Source organism: Methylobacterium brachiatum, from assembly GCF_900113845.1.
GTDB classification, from domain to species: domain Bacteria; phylum Pseudomonadota; class Alphaproteobacteria; order Rhizobiales; family Beijerinckiaceae; genus Methylobacterium; species Methylobacterium brachiatum.
Map to the genome: position 1 here is coordinate 123,974 of NZ_FOQW01000013.1, position 21,641 is coordinate 145,614.

Below are 21,641 nucleotides of genomic sequence, written 5' to 3' on the forward strand. Positions count from 1 at the left end.
GGGAGAGGGGGCCCGCGCCCATCCGGCAACGGGGACGATCCACGCGCTGTCAGGTGACAGGAAGCGCGGCCCACCTCTTGCGGCGGATGTCGAACACAAAACTTTCGAGGACCGAGCCATGACCCTGTCCGTGGCAGACCCGACGGTGCGGACGACCTGCCCCTATTGCGGGGTCGGGTGCGGCGTGCTCGCGACCCCGGACGGGAGTGGCGGCGTGGCCATCGCGGGCGACACCGAGCATCCGGCCAATTTCGGCCGGCTCTGCTCGAAGGGATCGGCCCTCGGCGAGACCGTGTCCCTGGAGAACCGCCTGCTCCACCCGCATGTCGACGGGGCCCGGGTCTCCTGGGACGCCGCGCTCGGCACGGTTTCGGACAAACTCCGCGCGGTGGCCGAGACCCACGGGCCGGACGCGATCGCCTTCTACCTCTCGGGGCAGCTCCTCACCGAGGATTATTACGTCGCCAACAAGCTGGCGAAGGGCTTCATCGGCACGCCGCATGTCGACACCAATTCGCGGCTGTGCATGTCGAGCGCGGTGGCGGCGCACCGGCGCGCCTTCGGCTCCGACACGGTGCCGGGCTGCTACGAGGATCTGGACGAGGCCGACCTGATCGTCATGGTCGGGTCGAACACCGCCTGGTGCCACCCGATCCTGTTCCGCCGGATGGCCGACGCCAAGGCGCGGCGCGGCACCAAGTTCGTGGTGATCGACCCGCGCCGGACCCAGACCGGCCAGGAGGCCGACCTGTTCCTCGGGATCCGGCCCGGCAGCGACGTTGCGCTCTTCTCCGGGCTGCTGGTGCACCTCGCCGATAATGGCTTCCGCGACCGGGCCTTCGTGGACTCCCACACCGCCGGGCTCGACGCGGCCCTCGACCGCGCCCGCCTCATTGCGCCGAACCTCGCCGCGGTCGCGGCGGCCACCGGCGTGCCGGATTCCGACATCGCCGCCTTCTACGACCTGTTCGCCGGCACCCGCCGGGTGGTCACCGCCTTCTCGATGGGGGTGAACCAGTCGGCTCAGGGCACCGACAAGGGCAACAGCATCATCAACTGCCACCTCATCACCGGCCGCATCGGCGAGACCGGGATGGGGCCGTTCTCGCTCACCGGCCAGCCCAACGCGATGGGTGGGCGCGAGGTCGGAGGCCTGGCCAACATGCTGGCCGCGCACATGCATTTCGCCCCCGAAGAGGTGGACCGGGTGCGCCGGTTCTGGGGCGCCCCCCGGATCATCACCGGCGAGGGCATGAAGGCGGTGGCGCTGTTCGAGGCGGTCAGCCGGGGCAAGATCAAGGCCCTGTGGGTGATGGGCACCAACCCGCTGGTCTCGATGCCCCGCGCCGATTTAATCCGCGAGGCCCTCGAGGGGCTCGACCTCTACGTCGTCTCCGAGGTGATGGCGGATTCCGACACGGTGCGGGGCCTCGGCAAGACCACGGTGCTGCTCCCGGCCCTGGCCTGGGGCGAGAAGGACGGCACGGTCACCAATTCCGAGCGGCGGATCTCCCGGCAGCGCCGGTTCTTGGCCGCCCCCGGCGAGGCGCGCGCCGACTGGGCGGTGCTGTCCGAGATCGGCCGCCGGCTCGGCCACGAGAAGGCCTTCGCGTTCCCCTCGGCCGCCGCGGTGTTCCGCGAGCATGCCGGCCTCTCGGCCTACGAGAACAACGGCACCCGCGACTTCGATCTGGGTGCGCTCACCGACATCAGCGACGCCGCCTACGACATCAACCTGCCGGTGCAATGGCCGATCCCGAAGCGCTCCGGCCCCCGGGGCGCGCCGCAGGGCAAGGCAAGGCTGTTCGGTGACGGGCGGTTCTACACCTTCGACCGGCGCGCGCGCTTCGTGGCTGTGCAGCCGCCGGGCCTGGCGCAGGCGGTCTCGGAGGATTTCCCCTTCGTGCTCAACACCGGCCGAGTGCGCGACCACTGGCACACGATGACCCGCACCGGGAAGAGCCAGCGCCTCTCGGCCCACCGCGCCGTCCCGTTCGTCGAGGTCCACCCGGATGATGCGGCCAGGCTCGGCCTGACGGAGGGCGGCATCGCGCGTCTGCGCACCGAGCACGGCGAGGCCGAGCTGGAGGTGATGGTCACCGACAGCGTAGTGCCGGGCAGCCTGTTCATGCCGATGCATTGGGGCAGCGCCTACGCGTCGAAGGCCCGGGTCGGCGCCCTGGTGCGCGGCGTGCCGGATCCGGTCTCGGGCCAGCCCGAGCTGAAGGCGACCCCGGCTGCGCTGGAGCCCGTCGCGTATCGCGCCCGCGGCTACCTGTTGTCGCGCCGGCAGGTGGCGCTGCCGGAGGGCTGGTGGTGGGCGCGGGCGGCGATCGCCGGCGGCTGGGGCCTGCAATTCGCCACGGCGGCGAGTTCCAGCGCCGTCGCGCTGATGGTCCGCGGGCTGATCCAGAGCGAGGCGCTGGCCGGCTTCGAGCTTGCCGAATATGCCGACCACGCCCGCGACCGCTACCGTTGCGCCGTCTATGACGGTGCGCGGCTCGTTGCCTGCCTCGCCTACGCCCCCGCGGAGGCCCGCCCCGATTGGGAGGCGGCCAAAGCCCTGTTCGCCGTCGCGGAGCCCGAGGCGGCCGAGCGCCGGGCCCTGCTCTCGGGCCGCGCCGCCACGGCGCCGGCGGGTCCGGTGGTCTGCGCCTGCCACGGCGTCGGCGCCGACGTGATCGCGGCCACGATCGCGGCGGGGGCCGGCTCGGTCGAGGCGGTGGGCGCCGCCTGCAAGGCGGGCACGAATTGCGGCTCCTGCATCCCGGAGATCCGCAAGATGCTCCCCGGCCAGACCGCCCGCGCCGCGTGATTTTCTGATATGCTGGCGAGAGAAGAGTGGCTGGCTGCTCCTGCTAGATCCCCTCATCCTGAGGTGACCGCGTCAGCGGGCCTCGAAGGAGACCTCCAGACGGCCGCGCGATCTCTGGAGGCCTCCTTCGAGGCCTCCGCTGCGCTCCGGCACCTCAGGATGAGGGGGCGGACGGGACCATCCGGCTCAGGACGATCAGGACAGACTCGTGACCGATTCCCCCGTCCCCCTGCGCGCAGCCCGCGCCCCCCGCGAGACCCAATCCGCCGGCCTCGAGCCCCTGGCGGTGCTGCCCGTGTTCGTGCCCCTGCGCGGCAAGCGGGTCGTGCTCGCCGGCTCCTCGGGCGGGGCGCCCTGGAAGGTGAAGGTCCTGGCTGCGGCCGGCGCCCATGTCGACGTCTACGCGCCCGAGCCCAGCGACGAGCTGCGCGCGGTGCCGGGCGAGATCGTCGACGGCAGCGTCGCGCTGCACGCGCGCGCCTGGACGCCGGACGACCTCTGGGGCGCGGCCTTCTGCATCGGTGCCCTAGAGGACGAGGCCGACTGCGTCGCCTTCGTGGTCGCAGCCCGGGGCGCCGGCGCCATCGTCAACGCGGTCGACCGGCCGCATCTCTGCGACGTGAAGTTCGGCGCCATCGTCAACCGCTCGCCGCTGGTGGTCGGCATCTCCACAGAGGGCGCGGCCCCGGTCTTCGGCCAGACCGTGCGCGCGCGGATCGAGGCGATGCTGCCCCGCGGGTTCGCCCGCTGGGTCGGGGCCGCCCGCGACTGGCGCGACGGCGTCACCGCGCGGTTCCACGGCTTTGCCGAGCGCCGCAGCTTCTGGGAGCGCTTCACCGACCGCGCCTTTGCGGAGCCCGACCGGGCGCCGACGCAGCAGGATCTGGCCGAGCTGCTCGGCGACACCGAGGCGGCCCCGAAGGGCGGCGCGGTGACGCTGGTCGGGGCGGGCCCCGGCGACGCGGAGCTCCTGACCCTCAAGGCCCTGCGGGCGCTGCGCAACGCCGACGTGATCCTGTACGACGACCTCGTCGCCCCCGAGATCCTGGACTATGCCCGGCGCGAGGCCCGGACCATGCTGGTCGGCAAGACCGGGCACGGCCCCTCCTGCCGGCAGGACGACATCAACGCCCTGATGGTGCAGCTCGCCCGCACCGGCAAGCAGGTGGTGCGGCTGAAATCCGGCGACCCGCTGGTCTTCGGCCGGGCCGGCGAGGAGATCGAGGCCTGCCGGGCCGCCGGCATCCCCGTGACCGTGGTGCCGGGCATCTCGGCCGCGCAGGGGGCTGCGGCGGCGCTGGGCCTGTCGCTGACCCATCGCGACGCCGCCCGCCGCCTGCAATTCGTCACCGGTCACGACCGCCGCGGCGCCCTGCCGGACGATTTGAACTGGGGCGCGCTCGCCGATCCGAGCGTGACCACGGTGGTCTACATGCCCAAGCGCACCCTGCGTGCGCTGCTCGCCCGGGCGGTGGACGAGGGCCTGGCACCGACGACTCCGGCCCTGCTGGTGTTCAACGTCAGCCGCCCGAACCAGGCCTCGCTGCGCGGCACCGCCGCCGACCTCGCCGACCGGGTCGAAACCGCCGGCCTCGACGGCCCGGCGCTCCTGATGGTCGGCGAGGCGTTCTCGGAGATGCGGGCCGCGGTGCCGGCCGAGGCGGGACCGGCGCGGTTGGCGATCTGAGCGCTTCTTCGATCTCACGCTCCCGCCTGCCTGAAGCTGGTCCGGATCTCCTCAGACGTTCCGGTCCGTCATTGCGAGCGCAGCGAAGCAACCCAGGGAAGCACCACCTCCGGAGATCGCGCGCAGCACTCGATTGCTTCGCTGCGCTCGCAATGACGGGAAAGGCCGCGACGATCTGCGCCAGCGCCCGTGCCTGGGAAACCGCCAGGCCGGCCCCAGAAAAGGCCTGCGGGGCGAAAGACGCCCGCGGGATCCGGGAGGCGCTCCATGACGACAGGTTCTTGGCTCGGTGTCGCGGCCATGCTCCTCATGGCCGGGCCTGCCCAGGCCGCGGAGCACGACGCGCCCGGGATGGTGGTCAAGCCCGATGCGGCGTCGGTGGTCTACGGGCCGGGGCCGGCGAACCTGCCGAAGGGCACGCAGATCAGCCAGGTCGCCGGGGATCCGGCCAAGCCCGGGCCGTTCGTGCTGCGGCTGAAATTCCCGGCCAACACGGTGATCGCCCCGCACACGCATTCCAAGCCGGAGACGCTGACGATCCTGTCGGGCTCGATCCACCACGCGCATGGGCGGACCCTGGACAAGGCGCAGGGCGCGGCGTTGAAGGCCGGCGGCTTCGTCTACCTGCCGGAGGACATGCCCCATTCCCTCTGGACCACCGACGAGCCGGTCGAGTTGCAGGTCAACGGCTCAGGCCCGTTCGGGTTGAACTACATCAACCCGGCCGACGACCCGAGCCGGCCGAGCGGCGGAAAGGGCTGAGCCCTTGCGGCGCGATCAGGTCTCGCCGGCCACGAAGGCGCGCATCAGATAATTGGCGATCGCCATGGGCGGCGGGGCCTGGATCCCCTCGGGATGGGTCCCGTCCAGCATGGCGGCGACGGAAGCGCGGTCGAACCAGCGGGCATCCTCCAGCTCGCTCGGGTCGGTCACGATGGCGCCGTCCAGCGCCTCGGCCGCGCAGCCCAGCATCAGCGAGGAGGGGAACGGCCAGGGCTGCGAGGTCCGGTAGGTGACCGCGCCGACCCGGATCCGGGTCTCCTCGAAGACCTCCCGGCGGACCGCGTCCTCGATGGTCTCGCCGGGCTCCAGGAAGCCGGCGAGGCAGGAATACATGTTGGGTCGGAAATGCGGGCCGCGGCCGAGCAGGCAGGTCTCGCCCCGGCGCACCAGCATGATAACCACGGGATCGACCCGGGGGAAATGGTGGGCCTTGCAGGCCGGGCATTCCCGCCGGAAGCCGCCGGCCTTCGCGACGGTGGCGGTGCCGCAATTGGCACAGAAGCCGTGCCGGGTGTGCCAGTCGAGCATCGACTTGGCCACCGCCAGCAGGCCCAGCTCCTCGGCCTCCACGGCGGATTCGGTCGCGATGCTGCGCAGGTCGAGAGTGCGGGTCTCGCCGGCAGCAAACCCCTCCGCGGCTTCGGCCGGCGCGGAGGCTGCGAAGACCGGCCGGCCGTCCCGGTGCCCCAGGAAGATCCGCGTCCCGGAAAGCGCGGATGCGTCGGCGGGGGTGATCAGCGCGGTCGGCCCGCGCAGCACGATCCGGTCGCCGCAGATCAGGACGAGGCGGGCATCCGGCGCGTCGAAGGCGGGCACGGCCTCCTCGGGCTGCTCGGCCGAGTGCCGGTCGAGGCGATTGCGGACGAAGCCGAGGGTGTCGCGGGGATCTGTCATTCGGGTTCAGGCCGCGGAGAACAGGGCGCCGGCGCGCTCGATCAGCTGGGCGCGGGCATGGAACGGGTAGGGTTTGCGGGTCTCGAAGCCCCAGACCGGCCCCGGCCAGGCCGGGTCGGAGCGGAAGCGGCCGATTACGTGGACGTGGAGCTGCGCCACGACGTTGCCGAGCGCGCCCACATTGACCTTGTCGGGCTTCGACAGGGCCTGCATCACCCCGGTGGCGATGCGGGTCTCGCGCCACAGATCCGCGGCCTCGGCCTCGGACAAGTCGGTGATCTCGGAGACGTCCGGCCGGCGCGGCACCAGGATCAGCCAGGGAAACCGGGCATCGTCCATCAGCAGCACGCGGCAGAGGGCGAGGTCGCCCACCTCGACGGTGTCGGCGGCCAGGCGCGGATCGAGGGCGAAGGCGGACTCGGTCATGGACAGACGATGTAGCGCAGCTTGCGCCGCGGCGCGCCTCCCTCGGCCGCGGATCGATGACGCAAGGTGGGTGGTCTTCCGTTCCGTCAGAACGAGGGCACGGCGCCCTGACGGCCCGCCGCGATCGTGCCGACCGAGAGGGCGCCGTCCGGCCCGGATTGGGCGAACAGCGTGACGGCGGCCCCCGGCTCGAGCAGGGCCTTCTCGCCCGGCGCGATCGCGGTGACCGGGGTCCCGGCCGGGATCTCGAAGCTCGACTGGCCGCCGCCATAGCCCAGCGTCAGCCGGAGCGGGCGGCCGCCCTTCAGGTCGGCAACCCAGCCCGCCGTCAACGTCGCGCCCGGATCGGTATCCCAGGGCTGGGTGCCGGCCTCGAAGCCGCGCTCGGAGGGGGAGTACAGGGTCACCGCCTTGGCGCGGCGCGGCTCGGGCCCGGACGCGGCCAGCACGCTGACGTAGCTCTCGGGCTTGATGTTGCGCAGGGCCGCCTCGGTCACCGCGAAGACGCGGGTCCGCGGGTTCATCCGCAGGGTCAGGGTGCTGCCGCCGGGGCGGCGGATCTGGATGCGGTCGGCCTCCGCCCATTCCACGATGCCGCGGAACCGGGCGGTGGTCGGCTGCGCCCGGACCGCGGTCGCGGCAACGACCGTCAGCAGGGCGGCGAGGAGGAGGCGGCTTACGGATGTCGTCACGGGGATCCTGGTCCGGCTGCGGGGGCCGAACGCCAGGGGTGGGCGACGGTTCCCGTCGCGCTCAGTGCGCGAGCAGAACCGGCATGTCGGCATGGGCCAGGACGTGGCTGGTGACGCCGCCGAAAATCATCTGCCGCAGGCGGCTCTGGGTGTAGGCGCCCTTGATCAGCAGGTCGCAGCCGAACGCCTTGGCCTCGGCCAGGAAGGTCTCGCCCGGCGCCCGCCGGCCGGCCGGGAGGGCCCGGTGCGAGGCCGCCACGCCCTCGCAGGCCAGGGCCTGGGCGAGGTCCTGGGCGCTCGGCCCCGGCACCATGCCGCCCTCGACGCTGAGCACCAGCACCCGCTCGGCCCGGCGCAGGAACGGCATCGCGAAGGCCACCGCCCGGGCGGTCTCGGTGGAGCCGTTCCAGGCGATCAGGATCGCGTCGCCGAGCGTGGTGGGGGCGGTCGGCGGCGCCAGCAGGATCGGGCGGCCGCCCTCGAACAGGGCGGTCTCGAAGGTGGTCATGCGCGGGGCGTTGTCGGTCGTCCCGGGCCGGCCGACCACGGTGGCCGAGAACAGCCGGGCATATTGGCCGAGGAACGCGTCGCCGGTGGGCACGTCCTGCCGCCAACGGTAGCGCGGCCCGGCATCCGCGACCTTCTCGGGGATGCACAGCCCGTCGCGGGCGTGCCGCGGGATGCCGGCCCCGTCCATGAAGGCGACGAAGCGGCCGCCCGCCTCCTCGGCCTCGGCCCGGTCGGCCTCCTCGTCGCGCAGCCAGGTCATGCCGCCGACCATGTCGACCGGCACGTACTCGGCGAGGGCCGGTCGCAGGGACACACCCTCGATCAGGCTGCCGAAGCGGGTCGCGGCGAGCCGCGTCGTCTCGAACACGGAGGTCAGGCCGTCGTGCATCGCGACGGGAACGAGCAGGGTCTTCATCGCGGCTTCCTCCTCCGGTGCGTGAGGCTAATCCGCCCGGCGCCCGGGGGGAACCGGGGTCGGGGCCGCGCGCACACGGTTTTGCGCGTCCCGCGGATCGAGGACCGCTCTCGCCCATCGGGTCAGCGGCCGCTCGACGAAGCGGTGCACCAGCAGAGCGGCCACGACGCTGGCGGCGACCATCACGGCGAGGCCGCCCCACGGGTGCAGGGCCGGGGCGAGGCCGAGCCGCACGAGCGCTTCGCGCCCGAGCCGCAGGGCGAAGGGATGCACGAGGTAGAGGGCGTAGGAGGCGTCGCCGAGGACCACGAGACCGCGCACCGGTGCCGGCACCGCCGCGACCTGCGCCGGAGCGCGCTCCGGGCCCAGGGCCGCGGCCACCAGCAGACAGGCCGGCACACCGACGAGCAGCGGGCGCAGGACGCCGTCGCCCGCGCCCTCGCCGACGAGCAGGCGGGCGGCCAGGGCCAGCCCCACGAGCCCGGCGAAGGCGAGGCCGAGACGGAGCGTCCCGCTCGGCCGAAATCCCTCCCGGTAGGCGAGGGCGAGCCCGGCCCCCAGCAGAAACTCCAGCACGATCGGGTCCGCCCAGAACCGGATCGGCACCGGCAGCCCGGGTACCAGCAGGCCGACGGTCACCAAGGTCACCAGGGCGAGGGCGAGCCAGGCCACGGCGCCGCGCCGGCCGAAGCCGAGCCCGATCGCGAAGAGCCCGTAGAAGAACGCCTCGTAATTGAGGGTCCAGCCGAGCCCGTAGAGGGGCTGGATGGTGCCGTCCGGCCGGGCCGCCGGCCAGAACAGGAACCCGGCCAGGATGGTGCCGGGCGCCCTCAGCAGCGCCGCCGCATCCCCGAGAAGATCGGGTCGAACCATGGCGACGGCCAGGAACACCAGGCTCACCAGCCAGTAGAGCGGCACCACCCGGGCGGCCCGGTGGGCCAGGAAGCGGGCGCGTCCGCCCGGCGCGCCGAACAGATTCTTGCTCGCGTGCACGATAACGAAGCCCGAGATCACGAAGAACAGGTCGACCCCGCCCCACCACGGCAGCGCCGTACCGGGATCGAGGGCCGGCCCCGCGCCGCGGGCGGCCATCAGCCCGGCCTCGTGGCGCGCATGGTGCCAGACCACCATCAGGGCGGCCGCGGCGCGCAGGATCTGAACTTCGAACAGGATCACGGCGCTGCCGGCATCAATAGAATCCCCTCAATCCCGCTGGCTAAGCAAAAAATCAGCAGGAACCATAAGTCCATAGCCCCGTTGACGAACCAATTCGCGAGCATGTCGCCGCATGGTCTCGGCTGCGAGGTCTTGGCCCTCGGGAGAGGTCTAGGCTCCACCATCCGGCCCAGCGTGCCGGCTCGCGTTCCCATCACGTACTGAGGTCACAATGCTGAAGAAATACGCTGCCGCGTCCGCGCTCGTCCTGGCTGTGTCGACCCCGGCCTTCGCGCAAGACGCGAACGATTTCCGCCTTCAGTCGATGCAGGCGAATTCCTTCGAGATCCAGTCCTCGCAGATCGCCCTGTCGAAGTCGCGCAACCCGAAGGTGCGGTCCTACGCCCAGGAGGCGATCCGCGATCACCGCGCCGCCAACGTGGCGCTGGCCGGCGGCGAGACCAATTCCATGGCGGGCCGTGACCCGGGCCTCGGCGGCCTCGTGACGGCGCCGCTGTCGGTGGCCGGGAGCGCTGTCGGCGCCGGCGTCGGCGCGGCGACCGGCGTGGTCGGCGGCACCCTGGCGGGCGGCCCGGTCGGCGGCCTCGAGGGCATCGGATCCGGCGCCGCCAACGGCGCGCAGGCGGGGAGCCGCCTCGGCCGCGGCGATGCCACCGCCACCGGCGCCTCCACGCTCGTCCCGCCGAACGCGCAGCAGCAGGCGATGCTCGCCGAGCTGTCGGCGACCCCGGCCGGCCCGCGCTTCGATCGCCTCTATGCCAGCCAGCAGATCCAGGCGCATCAGATGTCGATCGCGATGACCCAGGCCTATGCCCAGGGCGGCCCGAACCCGGCCCTGCGCAACTACGCCCAGCAGGCCCTGCCGGCCCTGCAGATGCATTACGACCACGCCCAGCGTCTGCCGGGCGCCATGTAAGTTCGCGTATCGCCCGGCCTCGGCCGGGCGGCATAGGAAAAGGCGGCGGGTGCGAGCCCGCCGCCTTTTTCGTGTCTGGTCGCGACGCCGCCGCGCCAGAGGGTCTCGAAGGATGAGGCGGAGGTTCGGATATCCGGCGCGCGGATAGGTCGTCCCGCGGAGCCCCGTCTCGTCAAAGCGGTCTATGAGCCGGGCTCGACCGGATCGCGATCGAGCCCGGCGCTTCGCCTTGCGGCCGTCCCTCAGTCGCAGGCCACCGCGGTCGGCAGGACCTTGCGGCCGGCCTGGTCCACGGCGGGGTGGAAATCGCCGGTCTCGGCATCGCGCACCAGCAGCACGCCGTTGGCGACGCCGAAATGCGCCCCGTGGATGTTGAGCCGGCCGTCCTCGACCCGCTCCTTGATGAACGGGAAGGTCAGCAGGTTCTCCATGCTCTGGCTGACCATGGCGTGCTCCATCCGGGTCAGGTAGTCGGGCGCGCTCGAATCCCCGGCCTTGGCTTCGGCGGGAGCCACGAGCGAGACCCACTTGCCGATGAAGTTGCTGCTCGAGAGCGGCGCGGCCTTGTTGGCGAAGGCCTTGATGCCGCCGCAGGTGGCGTGGCCGAGCACGACGATGTGCTTCACTTCCAGCGCCTGGACCGCGAACTCGATGGCCGCCGAGGTGCCGTGATAGGCGCCGTCCGGCTCGTAGGTCGGCACGATGTTGGCGACGTTGCGGATCACGAACAGCTCGCCCGGGCCCGCATCGAAGATCGCCTCGGGGGCGACGCGGCTGTCGCAGCAGCTGATCACCAGGATCTGAGGCTCCTGGCTCTGGGCGAGCTGCGCGAAGCGCCGGCGCTCGGTCGGGAACCGGTCCGCCAGGAACGCGCGGTAGCCCTCGGTCAGGAATTCAGGGAACATGCAGTCTCCTCGAGTTTGGGTGATCTCGCAGGTGCGAGATCCGGGTCAGTGATCGTGCCAAGTCAGAACGTGCGGCCGGGTCGGAATAGTCCCTGCGGCAAGATCGGCCGCCAGGTCGGCGAGACCGGCCGGCTCGACGCGCTCGCCGCTGGCCCGGAGCTCGGCGAGGGGCCACCAGCGCGTCCCGATCACCGGGTTGTCCTCGGTCTCGGCGAGCCGGCTGGTATCGATCCGGTCGTCGGGCAGGCGGACCAGGAAGTAGCGCTCGCGCGCGTCGCGTGACTGGCGGAACAGGTGGAACGGGCCGTCGCAAACCGCGACCTGGGGGCCGATCTCGACATCGTCGCGGCCGATCTCCTCGCCCAGCTCGCGCCGGCAGGCGGTGACGTGATCCTCGCCGGGCTCCAGCCCGCCGCCGGGCATGAACCAGAACCGCAGCGGCTCGCCATCCGGCCCCTTGGCGTGGACCGACGCGTAGGCGATCAGCAGGATGCGGTCCTGCGGGTCGAGGACGATCGCCCGGGCGATGTGGCGGATCGGGGGGGGATTCGGTTCGCTCATGGGACTGAGCTAGAGCGCACCGGCCCGAACGGACACGGGTCGCGGTCGATCAGCAAGATGTGATCGGTCACAAGAGCTTGAGGCGACCGATCACGCCACCCGCACGGCCGGCGCCCAGATCACCACCGGCAGCCCGTGGGCATCCCGCTCCGGCGGGTCCGGCAGGGGCACCGCGCACCCATCGAGGATGTCCCGGGCCACCACCAGGGCGGCCAGCGCGTCGAGATGATCGTCGGCGGGCACGCCCTTCGCCCGGGCGTCGAGCAGGGCCGCCGGCAGGCCCGCCGCCGCGAGCAGGCTCCGGCGCAGGGCCAGGCCTTCCCGGGCCCGGACGCCCTTCTTCGGCAGCCCGAGGGGGCGCAGACCGTTGAGGGCGTGGAAGGCCACCTCCGGGTGGACCTCGTACACCCGCGCCAGCGCGTCCGGCTGCGCCCGCAGCAGCTCGTCCACGGCCCGGACATATCGGAAGATGTTGTAGCCCTGGATCGAGGGCGCGAAGGGCGGCTCGCTCGCCGCCCGCGAGGCGGCCTTGGCGGCGTCGTAGTCCGGCGCGTAGACCGCCGCCCTGGGCGGCATCGGGAAGACCGAGGACCGCGCGGGTCCGAGGCGGGCGCGGGCGGCCCGGTCGGCGGCCCGGCCGCCGCCGAGGATCCGGTCCGGCAGGCCGATCGGCACGTCGATGCCGACGATCAGGGGCTGCTCCGGCGCATCGAGCAGCGCCGCCACGTCGGGAAACAGCGCGCAGCGGTGCCGGCCGGGATCGTCGAGATCCAGCAAGGCCCCCGCCCAGGCGCCCCGGCAGCCATCGAGCCCCGCGACCCAGCGCGCCATCCCGTCCCCGTATCAATCTCGCCCCGCGATGCGTTCTTGCCCGGGACGCGGCGGAAAGCTATCGGCGACCCGAAGGGCGTCCCGCCGGCCCGGGAGAAGCGTGATGAGCGAGATCCGTCCCCGCCGCAGCGTGCTGGCGATGCCCGGCTCGAATGCCCGCGCCCTGGAGAAGGCGCGCACGCTCCCCGCCGACGTGATCCTGATCGACCTGGAAGACGGCGTCGCGCCGGGGAAGAAGGCCGAGGCCCGGGCGATGGTGGCCGCCGCCGTCTCGGGAGCCGGCTTCGGCCCGCGCGAGGTGGTGGTGCGGATCAATCCGCCCGAGACGGAGGACGGCGAGGCCGATCTCGCGGCGCTCGCGGGGGCGGGGGCCGCCGCGATCCTGGTGCCGAAGGTGCGCAGCTCCGACACGCTGATCGCGGTGGGCTCGCGGCTGCGCCGGCTCGGGGCGCCGCTGGCGACGCGGATCTGGGCGATGATCGAGACCCCGATGGCGGTGGTCAACGCCGCCGAGATCGCCGGCGCCGCCCGGGACGTGGACGGACGGCTCGCCACCCTGGTGATCGGCCCCAACGACCTGGTGAAGGCGAGCCGGATCCGCCCCCCGGGGCGGGCCGCCCTGCGTCCCTGGCTGATGACCGTCCTGGCCGCGGCACGGGCCTACGAGATCGAGGCGATCGACGGCGTCTTCACGGACCTGCGGGATGCCGCCGGCTTCGCGGCGGAATGCGCCGAAGGCCGCGATCTCGGCTTCGACGGCAAGATGCTGATCCATCCGAGCCAGATCGGCCCGGCCAACGCCGCCTTCGGGCCGGACCCGGCGGACATCGCCGAAGCACGCCGGGTGGTGGCGGCCTTCGACGCCCCTGAGAATCAGGCGCATGGGGTGATCGCGCTGGACGGGCGCATGGTCGAGCGCCTGCATGTCGAGGCCGCCCGGCGCACCTTGGCGTTGGCCGAGGCGATCGCGCGGCTCGGCGCGTGAGCGCGCTGCCGGAAGTCGGGCTGCGCCTCCTCGACCCCCGGCTGCCGGGCTGGGGGTTTCCACGCTGGGGCTCGGCGGCCGCCGCCGGCCTCGACCTCCATGCCTGCCTCGACGCCCCGCTGGTCCTGCCGCCGCGGAACGCCCCGGTCCTGATCCCGGCGGGCTTCTGCGTCTTGATCGGCAACCCCGACTGGTGCGGCCTGATCTTCCCCCGCTCCGGCCGCGGCCACCGCGACGGGCTGGTGCTCGGCAACGGCACCGGGGTGATTGACGCCGATTACGAGGGCCCCCTGATGGTCTCGGCCTGGAACCGCGACGACGCCAATCCGGTCCGGATCGAGCCCGGCGACCGGATCGCGCAGATGGTCTTCACCCGGGTGACCCGGCCGGTCCTGACAATGCTGGAGGACGAGTCCGCTTCGGGCTCGGGCCGAGGCGCGGGCGGGTTCGGGTCCAGCGGCCGTTAGGCGACGCGCGTCGAGTCCGGGACCGCGCGAGGCCACCAGCATATCCGGATCGCCGCCCCATCCCGCGTCTCCGCCGCTCCCCTCCCGACGCCTTGAGGTTGCGGGCGAGGATTGAAGTTTATCCAACGAATATATGAGATATTCTGTTTCGATAAATCAAATCAAATCTGCACTACATTCCATCCTCGAACACGCAAATCTATAATATATCATCTCTCTAGCTTATAATTTATAAAAACTAGGTTTTATTTCTTGCTCCAACATTTCGGCGCTGCTAGCGGCGATGTGTTGGCCCAACAATGATTCCCATGCCGATCCGCTCTGCGGAGAGAAGAATCGACCGCCGACATGGTTTCACGACTTGATCGGCGTCCGCTTCGTCATGACCTGCACGCATGTTCGCCACGTTGCACCTCTGGCAACGCTTCTCCTTCTGACGCACCACGCCGCTCTGGCGCAGGAAAGCTCGGGCCAGCCCGCGACAACCGCGGTCCAGCTCGAAACGCTCTCGGTCGAGTCGCGCAATCCGGCCGCGGGCCGGGTCGGGCAGGGGGAGGCGGGCGGCCTGCCGAAAGCGTTTTCCGGCGGCCAGGTCGCCCGCGGCAGCCGGCTCGGCATTCTCGGCAACCGGGATTACATGCGCACGCCGTTCAGCACGGCGAGCTACACCGAGAAGACGATCCGCGATCTCCAGGCGGTCAGCGTCGGCGACGTCCTGACGCGCACGGACCCGTCGGTGCGCGCCTCGATCGGCAGCGGCAACCGCTACGACGCGCTGACGATCCGCGGCTTCCGGGTCGACAACCGCGAGTTCGCCCTGAACGGCCTGTACGGGCTCGTGCCAGATTACCGGATCGACCCCGCCCCCCTCGAACGGATCGAGGTGCTCAAGGGTCCGGCGGCGTTCCTGTTCGGGACCTCGATCTCCGGCAGCATCGCCGGCACGGTGAACGTCGTCACCAAGCGCGCGGGCGACGAGCCGCTGAACCGGGCGACTATCGACTACGCTTCCACGACGCGGGGCGGGGCCGAGTTCGACGTGGCGCGGCGCTACGGCGACGCGAAGCAGATCGGCGTGCGGATCAACGGCGCGGGCCTGGGCGGTGCGACGCCGATCGACCGCACCGCCCAGCGCAACGGCGTCGGGTCGCTGGCCCTCGACTACGACGGCGACCGGTTCCGGCTGTTCCTCGACGTCATCTATCAGCACGACGCCTATGACGCCCAGACCCGCGGCGGCAATCCGGTGGAGGGCCTGCGCGTGCCCCGGGCGCCCGACCCGCGCCGGAACATGTCCCAGACCTTCGATTTCTCCCGGTCCGACAGCCTCACCACCCTCGGGCGGGCGGAGTTCGACCTGACCTCGGACATCACGCTGTTCGCGGCGCTCGGCGGCAACCGCTTCACCTACGACAAGCAGGAGAACCCCGCCTTCACCCTCCTGGATCGGACCGGGCGGACCAAGGTGAACTCGATCTTCCAGACCGGCGACACCGCGACGCTGTCGGGCGAGACGGGGGCCCGGGCACGCTTCGACACCGGCTGGATCAAGCACGAGGCCGTGTTCACCGCGACGTATCTCGACCAGGATCTGACGCTCGGACAGATCACCTACCCGGACTATGACTCCAACCTCTACGCGCCGGTCCGCCTGGCCTGGCCGGGGCAACCGAAGGCTGCCTTCCCCCGGGGTCGGTCGAGCTACAACCGGATGACGAGCTACGCCGTCGCCGACACGATGTCGGTCGCCGACGGGCTGGTCGAGCTGATGGTCGGCGCGCGCCGGCAGGAGATCGAGCTCGGGAGTTACGCCCCGGTCACGGGCCTCCTGAGCAGCACCTACGACAAGAGCGCGACGACTCCGGCCTTCGGCCTGGTGGTGCGGCCCACCGAGGTGCTGTCGCTCTACGCCAACGCGGTCCAGGGCCTGACGGCGCTGAAGCCGCCCGGCTCCGCGGTCAACGTCGCGCAGACCTTCCCACCGGCCCGGTCGCGGCAATACGAGATCGGGACGAAGCTCGACTTCAAGACCTTCGGGGCGACGCTCGCCGCCTTCCAGATCACCCAGCCGGCCGGCAACGTCGATCCCGTGACCCACGTCTTCAGCGTCGGCGGCACGCAGCGGAACCGCGGCTTCGAGGGCACGATCTTCGGCGAGATCGTCCCGGACCTGCGCGTCATCGCCGGCGCGACCCTGCTCGACGCCCGCTGGCGCCGGACCCGGGGCGGTCTCTACGACGGCAATCCCGCCACCGGCGCGCCGCGCTTCCAGGCCACCGCGGGCCTCGAATGGGACACGCCGGTCCTGCGCGGCCTCACGGCGATCGCCACAGTCGTCTATACCGGCGCGTCCTATGCCGGCACGACGTTCACCAACCTGCCCTTCTCGAAGATCCCGGACTGGACGACCCTGGATCTCGGCCTGCGCTACGCGACGCTCCTGCAGGACAGGCCGGTCACGCTGCGGGCGACGATGAGCAACGTCACCGACAACCACTTTTGGATCGCCAACCCGAACGGCGCCCTCATTCTGGGCGCCCCGCGCACGGTTTGGCTGTCGGCTTCCATCGACTTTTGAGAGGCCAAGCCGTCATCGCGAGCGGAGCGAAGCGACCCAGCGCAGCGCGCGATCCCAGGAGGGTGCGTAGCCCTGGGTTGCTCGCTGCGCTCGCAATGACGGGGGCAAGCGTGGGCCGGATGCTTCAGGCGCCGGACCATCTCAATCCAGCACCTTCCCCATCCGCCCGGCGAGATCCTGGATGAACTGGAAGGCGGTGCGGCCGGAGCGCGAGCCGCGGGTGGTAGCCCATTCCAGCGCCTCGGCGCGCAGGCGCTCGGGCGGCAGGTCGAGGCCGTAGCGCTCCGCATAGGCGCGGATCATCGCCAGGAACTCGTCCTGGCTGCATTTGTGGAAGCCGAGCCAGAGACCGAACCGGTCCGAGAGGGAGACCTTCTCCTCCACGGCCTCGCCGGGATTGATCGCCGTCGAGCGCTCGTTCTCGACCATGTCGCGGGCGAGCAGGTGCCGGCGGTTGGAGGTGGCGTAGAACAGCACGTTGCCGGGCCGGCCCTCGATGCCGCCGTCGAGCGCGGTCTTGAGCGACTTGTACGAGGTGTCGTCGCCGTCGAAGGAGAGGTCGTCGCAATAGACCAGCCAGCGATGCGGATCGGGCCGCAGCAGCGCCATCAGGTCGGGCAGGGCCTCGATATCCTCCCGGTGGATCTCGACGAGCTTCATCGGCCGCGCCCCCGCGGGCCGGCGGGCGTTGATCTCGGCATGGGCCGCCTTGACCAGCGAGGACTTGCCCATTCCGCGGGCGCCCCAGAGCAGGGCGTTGTTGGCCGGCAGGCCGCGGGCGAAGCGCTCGGTGTTCTCGATCAGCGTATCGCGGGCCCGGTCGATGCCGGTGAGGAGGCCGATCTCCACCCGGGCCACCTGCGGCACCGGGGTCAGCCGCCGCTCGGGCCCCCACAGGAAGGCGTCGGCGGCGTTCGGGTCGAAGGCCGGCGCCGCGGGCGGCGCGGCCCGCTCCAGCGCGGTGGCGATCCGCTCCAGGAGCGGCATCAGGGTCTCGAGGCTCGTCATCGGATCGGGGGGTTTGGCTGCCGGATCGGTCGAGCAACCGTACTACGGCGTTCGGTTACGGAAATCATCCGTCTCGGGGCGTTCCGAACGCGAAGCCGAATCGGGCGTTGGACCTTCCGCGAGGGCGGCCCGGTTCGGCCCCGGGAGGGCGCGGATGGAAGCGGGACCGACGATCCGGATCGCCCAGGTCGGAGCTTACGTCTTCACCGTCGATTTCGGCGCCGCTCTGCCCGGCCTCCTCACCGACGAGGCGCCCCCGATCGGCGGCGGCACCGGTCCGGTCCCGGAGCAGATGCTGATTGCCGGGGTGGCGAACTGCCTGTGCGCCAGCCTGGTCTTCGCCCTGGGCAAGTTCCGGCAGGACGCTCAGGGCGTCGCCGCCGAGGCCAGTTGCCGGGTGGCGCGCAACCCGGAAGGCCGGCTGCGGATCACCGGGATCGACGTGCGCATCCTGCTCGGCGCAGAATCCGACGCGATGCCCCGGATCGACCGGGTGCTGGAGCAGTTTCAGCGCTTCTGCACGGTGTCGGAGAGCGTGAAGGCCGGGATCCCGGTCGCCGTCACGGTTGAGGATGGCGGCGGGCGGCGCCTTGCATGACCGGCCCCGGGCCGGATCTCGAATATCCCGCGGGCGAAGACCGCCGCGCCGCTTTTCTGCGGACGGGATGATCCGCCCTTCGCCCCGAGACGTTCCCACTCTAGCCTGCACAGGAGCGACGCATGGCCCAAGACAACCGGGACGCTGCAACCGAGCCGGGGGCGCTGGCCCAGCTCTTCAACCAACGCGCCAATGCCGGCGATGTCGAGGGGCTGGTGGCGCTCTACGAGCCGGGGGCGGTCCTGGCCGCCGGGCGGGTGGTCGCCACCGGGCATGACGAGATCCGGGCCTTCTACGCCAACCTGCTGGGGCGCAAATCCGACTTCCCGGCCCCCGAGACGCTCGAGCCCGTGCGCAACGGCGATCTCGCCCTGACCTTCGCCCGTCTGCCCAACGGCACGCTCTCGGTGGAGGTCGCCCGGGCGCAGCCGGACGGCACCTGGCTCTGGGCGATCGACCAGCTGAAGATCGCGCCGCCGAAAGCCTGAGGGCGGCCCCGCGCTTGTCCCGCCGGACGCGATGCGGCAAAGCGGGGGCCGCGCGCCCCGAGCCTGCGCGCCGATCCGAGCCGACACGATGCACGACATCCGCGCCATCCGGGACAACCCGGACGCCTTCGACCGCGACCTCGCCCGCCGGGGCCTCGCGCCGCTCTCGGCCGAGCTGATCGCCCTCGACGAGGCGCGGAAATCGTCCGTGTCGGCGGCCCAGGCCAACCAAGAGCGGCGCAACGCGCTCGCCAAGGAGATCGGCGCCGCCAAGAAGGCCAAGGACGAGGCCCGGGCCGCCGCCCTGATGGCGGAGGTCGCCGCCCTCAAGGCCGCCGAGCCGGCGCTGAAGGCGGCGGAAGGCGAGGCCGACAGGGCGCTCGCGGAAAAGCTCGCCGCGATCCCGAACCGCCCCAAGCCCGACGTGCCCGACGGCGCCGACGAGCACGGCAACGTGCTCTACCGCAGCCACGCCTCGACCCGGGAGCGCCTGACCGAGGGCAAGGAGCATTTCGAGCTCGGCGAGGCCTGCGGGCTGATGGATTTCGAATCCGCCGCCAAGCTCTCGGGCTCGCGCTTCGTGGTGCTCAAAGGCCAGCTCGCCCGGCTGGAGCGGGCGCTCGGCCAGTTCATGCTCGACCTGCACACGCAGGAGCACGGGTATCTGGAAGTCGCGCCGCCGGTGCTCGTCAAGGACGACGCCATGTTCGGCACGGCGCAGCTGCCGAAATTCGAGGACGATCAGTTCGCCATCGTCGACGGCTCGTCCCTGAGGAAGGTCTACGACGCTCTGTCCGCCACTAAGCCCACGGAAGCGGACCGTCATGGCGACGCCCTCGGCGAAGATGTCCGCGCCGGAATGGAGCAGGGGCGGCGCTGGCTCATCCCCACGGCGGAGGTGCCGCTGACCAACCTCGTGCGCGAGTCGATCCTGCGCGAAGAAGAATTGCCCCTGCGCTTCACCGCGCTCACCCCCTGTTTCCGGGCCGAGGCCGGGGCGGCGGGGCGGGATACGCGGGGCATGCTGCGCCAGCATCAGTTCAACAAGGTCGAGATGGTCTCGATCACGACGCCAGAGGAATCGGCCAACGAGCACGAGCGGATGCTCACCTGCGCGGAGGCGGTCCTCAAGAAGCTCGATCTGCCCTACCGGGTGATGACGCTCTGCACCGGCGACATGGGCTTCGCCTCCCAGAAGACCTACGACATCGAGGTCTGGGTGCCGGGCCAGCGCACCCACCGCGAGATTTCCTCCTGCTCGGTCTGCGGTGAGTTCCAGGCCCGCCGCATGAACGCGCGCTACCGGGGCAAGGACGGCAAGCCGGCCTATGTCCACACGCTGAACGGCTCGGGCGTCGCGGTCGGCCGCGCCCTGATCGCCGTGATGGAGAACTACCAGAACCCGGACGGGAGCATCACGATCCCGTCGGTGCTCCACCCCTATATGGGCGGGCTCAACCGGATCGAAGGGGCCCGCTGATGCGCATCCTAGTCACCAACGACGACGGCATTCACGCGCCGGGGCTCGCCACCCTGGAGGAGATCGCCCGGGAGCTGTCCGACGACGTCTGGGTGGTGGCGCCGGAGAGCGACCAATCCGGCGTCTCGCACTCGCTCTCGCTGAACGACCCGCTGCGCCTGCGGCAGGTCTCCGAGACGCGCTTCGCCGTGAAGGGCACACCGTCCGATTGCGTGATCCTCGGCGTGCGCCACATCCTGGGCGAGCACGGGCCGGACCTGATCCTGTCGGGGGTCAATCGCGGCCAGAACGTCGCCGAGGACGTGACCTATTCGGGCACGATCGCGGCCGCCATGGAGGGCACGATCCTCGGCATCCGCTCGATCGCCCTGAGCCAGGCCTACGGGGCCGGCGGGCGCAGCGCGCTCAAATGGGATTGCGCCCGCGAGCATGGCCCGAAGGTCGTCCGCAAGATCCTGGAGACCGGGATCGAGCCCGGCATCCTGATCAACGTGAACTTCCCGGATTGCGAGCCGGCCGACGTGCAGGGCGTCGCGGTGGCGGCGCAGGGCTTCCGCAACCAGGCGCTGCTGTCGATCGATGCCCGGGTGGACGGGCGCGGCAACCCGTATTTCTGGCTGGCCTTCGCCAAGGCCCGGTTCGAGCCGGGCCACGGTTCGGACCTGAAGGCGATCGCCGAGAAGCGGATCTCGGTGACGCCGCTGCGCCTCGACCTCACGGACGAGCCGACCCTGACCCGCTTCGCGCAGGCCTTCTCGGCGTGATCGACCTGGGCGGCCTCGAGGAGGCTGCCGGCAACGCGGCCTTCGTCATGGCGCTCCGCGGCCGGGGGATGCGGGACACCGCGATCCTGCGGGCCATGGAGCAGGTCCCGCGGGAGCCCTTCGCCCCGCCCGCCCATCGCGCCCAGGCCCGGCGCGACATCGCCCTGCCGCTGCCCTGCGGCGCCTCGATGACCGCGCCCACCCTGGTGGCGCAGATGCTGGCGCTGCTGCGGGTCGAGCCCGGGCACCGGGTGCTGGAGATCGGCACCGGCTCGGGCTACGCCACGGCGCTGCTGGCCAAGCTCGGGGCCGGCGCGGTCCTGAGCCTGGAGCGCTACGCGACGCTCGCCCGGGAGGCCGCCGCCCGGCTCACCGCCCAGTCGGAGGTCCATGTCGTCCAAGCCGACGGCCTCGCGCCCGAACTGCCGGATGGCGGCTTCGACCGGATCCTGGTCCATGGCAGCGTCGATTCCATCCCACCGCACTGGCGCGCGGCCCTGGAACCGGGCGGGCGCCTGGTGACCGGGCTCATCCAGGACGGCCGCTGCCGGATCGCGACCCTGGCGACCCCCGAGGCCGAGCCGGACCTCGGCCCGCCCACCCGCCTGGCGGCGCTGGTGCCGGGGTTGGCGCGGGCGCTGTGAGGCCGATGCCTTGCATCG

General features: G+C 71.7%; 21 protein-coding genes. 12 read left to right on the forward strand and 9 right to left on the reverse strand.

What is annotated here, in order from left to right; genetic code table 11:
* The first annotated feature begins 118 nt into the window (after nt 1-118).
* The 3 genes from BMZ47_RS18205 (at nt 119) to BMZ47_RS18215 (ending at nt 5,264) form a co-directional block, all read left to right on the forward strand.
* On the forward strand, nt 119-2,815 hold the full coding sequence (locus tag BMZ47_RS18205; protein WP_091863691.1) for a nitrate reductase: 2,697 nt from the start codon (nt 119-121) through the stop codon (nt 2,813-2,815).
* A 208-nt stretch (nt 2,816-3,023) separates the two neighbouring features.
* The gene (cysG, locus tag BMZ47_RS18210; RefSeq protein ID WP_370881392.1) at nt 3,024-4,502 is read left to right on the forward strand and encodes a siroheme synthase CysG; all 1,479 of its coding nucleotides are present in this window, start codon (nt 3,024-3,026) and stop codon (nt 4,500-4,502) included.
* A gap of 267 nt (nt 4,503-4,769) precedes the next feature.
* Nucleotides 4,770-5,264: a cupin domain-containing protein gene (locus tag BMZ47_RS18215; protein ID WP_091863692.1), complete on the forward strand. Its 495-nt coding sequence runs from the start codon at nt 4,770-4,772 to the stop codon at nt 5,262-5,264.
* 15 nt (nt 5,265-5,279) lie between these two features.
* Here the strand turns inward: BMZ47_RS18215 and nudC are convergent, their stop codons facing one another.
* From nudC to BMZ47_RS18240, 5 genes are all read right to left on the reverse strand, one after another.
* Nucleotides 5,280-6,179: an NAD(+) diphosphatase gene (nudC, locus tag BMZ47_RS18220; RefSeq protein ID WP_091863693.1), complete on the reverse strand. Its 900-nt coding sequence runs from the start codon at nt 6,177-6,179 to the stop codon at nt 5,280-5,282.
* Nucleotides 6,180-6,185: 6 nt separating this feature from the next.
* Entirely contained in the window at nt 6,186-6,605 is a 420-nt protein-coding gene (locus BMZ47_RS18225) for an HIT domain-containing protein (RefSeq protein WP_007562462.1), read from the reverse strand.
* Between the two features lie 86 nt (nt 6,606-6,691).
* Nucleotides 6,692-7,297: a hypothetical protein gene (locus tag BMZ47_RS18230; protein WP_091863694.1), complete on the reverse strand. Its 606-nt coding sequence runs from the start codon at nt 7,295-7,297 to the stop codon at nt 6,692-6,694.
* Nucleotides 7,298-7,358: 61 nt separating this feature from the next.
* Nucleotides 7,359-8,222 carry a universal stress protein gene (locus BMZ47_RS18235; protein WP_007562464.1) on the reverse strand — a complete coding sequence of 288 codons (864 nt, stop codon included), beginning with the start codon at nt 8,220-8,222 and terminating at the stop codon, nt 7,359-7,361.
* 27 nt (nt 8,223-8,249) lie between these two features.
* Nucleotides 8,250-9,398 (reverse strand): acyltransferase family protein, encoded by a 1,149-nt coding sequence (locus BMZ47_RS18240; RefSeq protein WP_091863695.1) that lies wholly within the window; start codon nt 9,396-9,398, stop codon nt 8,250-8,252.
* A gap of 211 nt (nt 9,399-9,609) precedes the next feature.
* Between BMZ47_RS18240 and BMZ47_RS18245 the strand changes: the two genes are divergently transcribed.
* On the forward strand, nt 9,610-10,314 hold the full coding sequence (locus BMZ47_RS18245) for a DUF4142 domain-containing protein (RefSeq protein WP_091863696.1): 705 nt from the start codon (nt 9,610-9,612) through the stop codon (nt 10,312-10,314).
* 242 nt (nt 10,315-10,556) lie between these two features.
* Here BMZ47_RS18245 and BMZ47_RS18250 read toward each other — a convergent pair whose 3' ends face one another.
* From BMZ47_RS18250 to BMZ47_RS29005, 3 genes are all read right to left on the reverse strand, one after another.
* The gene (locus BMZ47_RS18250) at nt 10,557-11,219 is read right to left on the reverse strand and encodes a carbonic anhydrase (protein ID WP_091863697.1); all 663 of its coding nucleotides are present in this window, start codon (nt 11,217-11,219) and stop codon (nt 10,557-10,559) included.
* 45 nt (nt 11,220-11,264) lie between these two features.
* Nucleotides 11,265-11,780, reverse strand: coding sequence for an NUDIX hydrolase (locus BMZ47_RS29000; RefSeq protein WP_091863698.1), 516 nt, complete (start codon nt 11,778-11,780; stop codon nt 11,265-11,267).
* Between the two features lie 90 nt (nt 11,781-11,870).
* Nucleotides 11,871-12,611: a DUF429 domain-containing protein gene (locus tag BMZ47_RS29005; RefSeq protein ID WP_091863699.1), complete on the reverse strand. Its 741-nt coding sequence runs from the start codon at nt 12,609-12,611 to the stop codon at nt 11,871-11,873.
* Between the two features lie 103 nt (nt 12,612-12,714).
* On the opposite strand from BMZ47_RS29005, the gene BMZ47_RS18265 reads away from it, so the two are divergent.
* From BMZ47_RS18265 to BMZ47_RS18275, 3 genes are all read left to right on the forward strand, one after another.
* Nucleotides 12,715-13,596, forward strand: coding sequence for an HpcH/HpaI aldolase/citrate lyase family protein (locus tag BMZ47_RS18265; RefSeq protein ID WP_091863700.1), 882 nt, complete (start codon nt 12,715-12,717; stop codon nt 13,594-13,596).
* Nucleotides 13,593-14,063 carry a dUTP diphosphatase gene (gene dut / locus BMZ47_RS18270; protein ID WP_091863701.1) on the forward strand — a complete coding sequence of 157 codons (471 nt, stop codon included), beginning with the start codon at nt 13,593-13,595 and terminating at the stop codon, nt 14,061-14,063. The genes BMZ47_RS18265 and dut overlap by 4 nt, the downstream gene beginning before the upstream one ends.
* Nucleotides 14,064-14,424: 361 nt before the next feature.
* Nucleotides 14,425-16,641 (forward strand): TonB-dependent receptor, encoded by a 2,217-nt coding sequence (locus BMZ47_RS18275; protein ID WP_167369064.1) that lies wholly within the window; start codon nt 14,425-14,427, stop codon nt 16,639-16,641.
* A gap of 141 nt (nt 16,642-16,782) precedes the next feature.
* Here the strand turns inward: BMZ47_RS18275 and BMZ47_RS18280 are convergent, their stop codons facing one another.
* The gene (locus tag BMZ47_RS18280) at nt 16,783-17,649 is read right to left on the reverse strand and encodes an ATP-binding protein (protein ID WP_007562479.1); all 867 of its coding nucleotides are present in this window, start codon (nt 17,647-17,649) and stop codon (nt 16,783-16,785) included.
* 154 nt (nt 17,650-17,803) lie between these two features.
* Here BMZ47_RS18280 and BMZ47_RS18285 point away from each other — a divergent pair, with 154 nt between their 5' ends.
* From BMZ47_RS18285 to BMZ47_RS18305, 5 genes are all read left to right on the forward strand, one after another.
* Nucleotides 17,804-18,247: an OsmC family protein gene (locus tag BMZ47_RS18285; protein ID WP_091863703.1), complete on the forward strand. Its 444-nt coding sequence runs from the start codon at nt 17,804-17,806 to the stop codon at nt 18,245-18,247.
* Between the two features lie 122 nt (nt 18,248-18,369).
* Entirely contained in the window at nt 18,370-18,735 is a 366-nt protein-coding gene (locus tag BMZ47_RS18290; protein ID WP_007562481.1) for a YybH family protein, read from the forward strand.
* A gap of 88 nt (nt 18,736-18,823) precedes the next feature.
* Nucleotides 18,824-20,215, forward strand: coding sequence for a serine--tRNA ligase (serS, locus tag BMZ47_RS18295; protein WP_091863704.1), 1,392 nt, complete (start codon nt 18,824-18,826; stop codon nt 20,213-20,215).
* The gene (gene surE / locus BMZ47_RS18300) at nt 20,215-20,979 is read left to right on the forward strand and encodes a 5'/3'-nucleotidase SurE (protein ID WP_091863705.1); all 765 of its coding nucleotides are present in this window, start codon (nt 20,215-20,217) and stop codon (nt 20,977-20,979) included. Before serS ends, surE begins: the two co-directional genes overlap by 1 nt.
* A complete protein-coding gene (locus BMZ47_RS18305; protein ID WP_091863706.1) occupies nt 20,976-21,623 on the forward strand; it encodes a protein-L-isoaspartate O-methyltransferase family protein in 648 nt (215 codons plus the stop codon). The genes surE and BMZ47_RS18305 overlap by 4 nt, the downstream gene beginning before the upstream one ends.
* Nucleotides 21,624-21,641 lie beyond the last annotated feature (18 nt).

Bases quoted from the DNA above. Each gene is read 5' to 3' on its own strand.
- serS (WP_091863704.1), top strand. From the start codon at position 18,824: ATGCACGACATCCGCGCCATCCGGGACAACCCGGACGCCTTCGACCGC.
- BMZ47_RS18280 (WP_007562479.1), bottom strand. From the start codon at position 17,649: ATGACGAGCCTCGAGACCCTGATGCCGCTCCTGGAGCGGATCGCCACC.
- nudC (WP_091863693.1), bottom strand. From the start codon at position 6,179: ATGACAGATCCCCGCGACACCCTCGGCTTCGTCCGCAATCGCCTCGAC.
- BMZ47_RS18285 (WP_091863703.1), top strand. From the start codon at position 17,804: ATGGAAGCGGGACCGACGATCCGGATCGCCCAGGTCGGAGCTTACGTC.
- BMZ47_RS18245 (WP_091863696.1), top strand. From the start codon at position 9,610: ATGCTGAAGAAATACGCTGCCGCGTCCGCGCTCGTCCTGGCTGTGTCG.
- BMZ47_RS18205 (WP_091863691.1), top strand. From the start codon at position 119: ATGACCCTGTCCGTGGCAGACCCGACGGTGCGGACGACCTGCCCCTAT.
- BMZ47_RS18215 (WP_091863692.1), top strand. From the start codon at position 4,770: ATGACGACAGGTTCTTGGCTCGGTGTCGCGGCCATGCTCCTCATGGCC.
- BMZ47_RS29000 (WP_091863698.1), bottom strand. From the start codon at position 11,780: ATGAGCGAACCGAATCCCCCCCCGATCCGCCACATCGCCCGGGCGATC.
- BMZ47_RS29005 (WP_091863699.1), bottom strand. From the start codon at position 12,611: ATGGCGCGCTGGGTCGCGGGGCTCGATGGCTGCCGGGGCGCCTGGGCG.
- BMZ47_RS18250 (WP_091863697.1), bottom strand. From the start codon at position 11,219: ATGTTCCCTGAATTCCTGACCGAGGGCTACCGCGCGTTCCTGGCGGAC.
- surE (WP_091863705.1), top strand. From the start codon at position 20,215: ATGCGCATCCTAGTCACCAACGACGACGGCATTCACGCGCCGGGGCTC.
- BMZ47_RS18265 (WP_091863700.1), top strand. From the start codon at position 12,715: ATGAGCGAGATCCGTCCCCGCCGCAGCGTGCTGGCGATGCCCGGCTCG.
- BMZ47_RS18290 (WP_007562481.1), top strand. From the start codon at position 18,370: ATGGCCCAAGACAACCGGGACGCTGCAACCGAGCCGGGGGCGCTGGCC.
- BMZ47_RS18235 (WP_007562464.1), bottom strand. From the start codon at position 8,222: ATGAAGACCCTGCTCGTTCCCGTCGCGATGCACGACGGCCTGACCTCC.
- BMZ47_RS18225 (WP_007562462.1), bottom strand. From the start codon at position 6,605: ATGACCGAGTCCGCCTTCGCCCTCGATCCGCGCCTGGCCGCCGACACC.